Origin of the sequence: Lacisediminimonas sp., from assembly GCF_030645335.1 — a bacterium.
Taxonomy (GTDB): Bacteria; Pseudomonadota; Gammaproteobacteria; order Burkholderiales; family Burkholderiaceae_D; genus Lacisediminimonas.
Window position 1 is genome coordinate 1 of record NZ_JAUSNH010000024.1, and the last position, 4,246, is coordinate 4,246.

A 4,246-nucleotide genomic window follows, 5' to 3' on the forward strand; every position below is an offset into this window, starting at 1 on the left:
TTTCCTTTGGACTGCCGACGGCTGGTACGGGCGCACTGGAAGTCGAGTTGCTGCGGCCGCCAGGGCGCGGCGCCGCGGCCGTGGAGATACACCTTGCGCCCACGCTGTGGGAGGGGGGACCCGCCTGGATCGCTACTTTACGCGACATGAGCGAGTTGAAAAGTGCGCAAGATGCAAGATTGTTGCTAGCCGCGATCGTCCAGTCCTCGGACGCAGCCATCATCGGCAAGACGCTCGATGGCATCATCACAAGTTGGAACCCCGGCGCGGAAAAAATATTTGGATACGCGGCGGCACAAGCAATCGGGCGACCCATGTTAATGGTATTCCCGCCGGAAGGCGCCGGCGAAGAAGCGGAGATCCTCGAGCGTATTAGGCGAGGGGAGCACGTACAGGATTTCGAGACCGTGCGCATCCGAAAGGACGGGAAACGCATCCATGTTGCCGTATCGATATCGCCCGTTGCAGACAGCGACGGCAATATCGTCGGCGCCTCGACGATCGCTCGCGACATCACAGAGCAGCGCATGGCGCGCGACCAACTGGAACGCAGCGTTTCCCTGCTCGGCATCGCCGGTCAGATGGCGCATCTGGGCGGTTGGTCCATCGAGCTTCCCGCACAGACACTCAGCTGGTCGGACGAAGTCTGCGCTATTCATGAAGTACCGCCGGGATACACCCCGACTTTGGAAGAAGCCATTACTTTCTATCCACCCGAGTACCGCGATGAGATATCGGAGCGGGTCCAGGCATGCTTGAGCAATGGTCACCCTTTTGACCTCGAACTACAGATCGTCACCGCCAGGGGGGCCCGGGTCTGGGTGCGGGCAATGGGAAGGGCAGTGGCTGACAGGGACGGCACGATCGTGCGCGTGCAGGGCGCGTTTCAGGATATTTCGGCGCAAAAAGCCGCCACTGAGGAAATCCGTGGCTTGGGTAGTCGTTTGTTCGACACGCTGGAAAGCATTACCGACGCTGTCTTCACCCTCGATCGCAATTGGATTTTCACCTACCTGAATCCGGAGGCCGAGCGCCTGCTCGAGCGCAAGCGCGGCGAGTTGTTGGGCCGTAACGTGTGGGAGGAGTTCGCGGACGCTGAGGGTACAAATTTTCAGCACAATTACCAGCGCGCGGTGGCACAGAACGTGATGGTTTCCTTTGAAGAATTTTATCCTCGACTGGACAAGTGGTTTGACGTCAGGGCCTTCCCTTCCCACACTGGCCTTGCCGTCTATTTTCGGGATGTCACGGAGCAGAGGAAAAGCCGCGAGGCCTTGCGCACGAGCGAAGAACGCTTTCGGCTATTATCCCAGGCCACCAACGACGCGATATGGGACTGGGATCTGGTGAGCGGTGCATTATGGTGGAACGAGGGTTTCGAGACCTTGTTTGGCTTTAGGCGCACCGCCGTCGAACCGGGGGTTGAATCCTGGAGTAGCCGTATCCATCCCGATTCGCAGGAGCGGGTTTTGGCTGGCAGACGCAGGGCCATCGATAGCGGTAGCGAGAACTGGACGGACACTTACCAGTTCCGATGTCACGACGGCCGCTACGCCCAGGTAATTGATCGTGGGCATGTGATTCGGGACGCGTCCGGGCAAGCCATGCGCATGGTCGGCGGCATGTCCGATATCACCGAGCGGCTCGCGTTGGAGGATCGGCTGCGGCAGTCGCAACGGCTGGACTCGATCGGCCAGCTCACGGGTGGTGTGGCGCACGATTTCAATAATTTGCTGACAGTCATACTGGGCAACGCCGAGTTGCTCACTGCACAGATTGCACCGCATTCCAGGCAACATGCACTGGCCAAATGGATCCTCGAAGCGGCGCAGCGCGGTGCCGACCTTACGCAACGCCTGCTGGCTTTTGCACGCAAGCAAGCCCTGAACCCCAAGATCACGGACGTGAACCGGCTGGTGGCAGACCTTGACCGGCTGCTCAAGCGAACCTTGGGTGAACATATTGAAATCGAGATCGTAGCCGACGCAGCGTCGTGGCCGGCGCTGGTGGATCCGGTGCAGTTGGAGAACGCATTGCTGAACTTGTGCCTGAACGCACGCGACGCGATGCCGTTGGGCGGACGGCTGACCATGGAGACGTGCAATACGCACATCGATGAAGACTACGCCAGCAAACACGAAGAGGTAACGGCGGGACAGTACGTGATGCTCGCAGTTTCTGACACCGGCACTGGCATTGCGCCCGAGCATCTGGCACGGGTGTTCGAGCCATTTTTCACTACCAAGGAGAAGGGCAAGGGGACCGGGCTCGGCTTGGCCATGGTGTATGGCTTTATCAAGCAGACCGGCGGACATGCCAGTATTTACTCCGAGCCTGGACAGGGCACCTCCGTGAAGCTGTATTTGCCGCGCGCCAGCGGTGCGGCCGAAGTCGCCGCTCCCGCCTATGCCGAGCGCCAGCTGGCGGGCGGAAGCGAAACCATATTGTTGGTCGAGGATGATGAGTTCGTGCGGCGCTACGCGCAAATCCAACTCAGCACACTGGGTTATACCGTGCTTACCGCTGAAAACGGCCATCGGGCGCTTGATCTGATGCGCGGTCCACATGCCATCGATCTTTTATTTACCGACGTCGTGATGCCGGGCATGAGCGGGCGGGAATTGGCAGATGAAGCGCGCAAATTGCGCCCTGGGATTAAAGTGCTGTACACCTCGGGTTATACCGAAAACGCCATTGTTCATCATGGCCGCCTGGACCCCGGTGTACTACTACTCGGGAAACCGTACCGGCGCGCGGAACTCGCCGGGAAAATACGTGAAGCGCTGATGGCTGGCTGAATTTTCGAGGGCGTGCTGTTTCATCGCCTGTGCAACCGACATCAATTTGTCTTGCATCGCTTGTCCGCGATGAAGTGCCGGTGGCCTGTTGGAAGCTGCTCCGGCAACAAGAAGTAGCGGCCCGGCCCTGTGCAAGCCCGATATCGTTCGGTATTTGCGCAAGGGATTGTTCGAAGTAGAGATACGTGGGGCCGCGTCTCTGGTCGCTGCCCTGCTTTATTTTCGCGGTAAATTGTTTCGCTAACCCGGCCGATAGGTTGCCCAATGTTTTTAGCTGCGCTGCGGGAGAGCACAAATTCCCATCATCGAAACCTGGAAAGCAGCCCGTTGCTATCCGCGCTTTTTAAACCGGACTTCGACAGGACCGCCTACACCCTCATTTTAAAAAAATTCTATGGCTTCTTGCTCCCGTTGGAAGCTCTCGTGTACGAACCGGCATTGTGGTCGGGTTGGGGGCTCGATATTGAACGTCGTAGAAAAGCGAGCCTCCTCGAAAAAGACCTTATTTACTTAGGTTGCGGCCAATATGATCTTGGCACCATTCCTCTTTGCCGAGATCTGCCGCCAACCGGGGATATCAACATGTGCCTCGGAATTCTTTATGTCTGCGAAGGCTCGACCTTGGGCGGCCAGGTAATATCCAAAAAGTTGAGCCAGAGTCTGGGTACCGGACCTGAACGTGGTGGCTCCTATTTTTCCGGCTACGGCTCGCAAACGGTACCGCTGTGGAAAATACTGTGCGAAAAAATCGAGAGCTATGCGGCCTCCAACGAGAGCGCAAGGCCCATGATAGAAAACGCCGCTTCGGCGACATTCGAAAAAATGAAAAACTGGTTTGATAAAGAGGAGGTCTGAATTGGAAGCTGAAGCCGGCCGCCCCGCCAATTTTTGTGATTCGCAGCCCCTGATGCCCGGAGATATCCAAACCTTCGGTTTCCTGATGGTGTTGAATGGAGGCTATCAAATTGTTCAAGTCAGTGAAAATGTCGAGGGCATTTTCGGCCTGAGCTGCGAGAGTGTTCTCGGCAGAGATTTCCGGGGTTTTCTGAGTGCTGCGGATTCAAACCGGTTCATGCAGACCCTCACCCTGGCCGATGTCGAGGTGCCTGTGATGACCCTGCAACTGTCCTTCCCTGAAAGCGACACCTGCTTCTTCGCCTCGATTCGCTCGATTGAGGGCAACGACTGGCTGATTGAATTCGAATTCCTCGCTCCTGATGACATGGATACGCAGTTGCGCAAGCGTCATCGGGTGGCAAAAGCCGCCATGGCTCTCAAGCAATGCCAGACGGTTTCGGAAATGGTTGAAAAGGCGGCCGCCGATATCAAGGCAGTTACCTGTTTTGACAAAGTCATGATTTATCAGTTCGAAGAAGGCTGGCATGGAACCGTCGTTGCGGAAGCCGCGGAGTCCGACATGGATTTCTACCTGGGCCTCCGATTTCCAG

The 4,246-nt window shown here is 57.3% G+C and carries 3 protein-coding genes; all 3 read left to right on the plus strand.

The window, feature by feature from the left end; all coding sequences use genetic code 11:
- Positions 1–146: 146 nt before the first annotated feature.
- A complete protein-coding gene (locus Q7T64_RS01880) occupies positions 147–2,798 on the plus strand; it encodes a PAS domain-containing sensor histidine kinase (RefSeq protein ID WP_304790238.1) in 2,652 nt (883 codons plus the stop codon).
- Positions 2,799–3,062: 264 nt separating this feature from the next.
- Positions 3,063–3,653, plus strand: a complete 591-nt coding sequence (locus Q7T64_RS01885; RefSeq protein WP_304790241.1) for a biliverdin-producing heme oxygenase — start codon at positions 3,063–3,065, stop codon at positions 3,651–3,653.
- Position 3,654: 1 nt separating this feature from the next.
- Positions 3,655–4,246, plus strand: a 592-nt coding sequence (locus tag Q7T64_RS01890) for a hypothetical protein (protein ID WP_304790244.1), incomplete at its 3' end; no start/stop codon positions are given.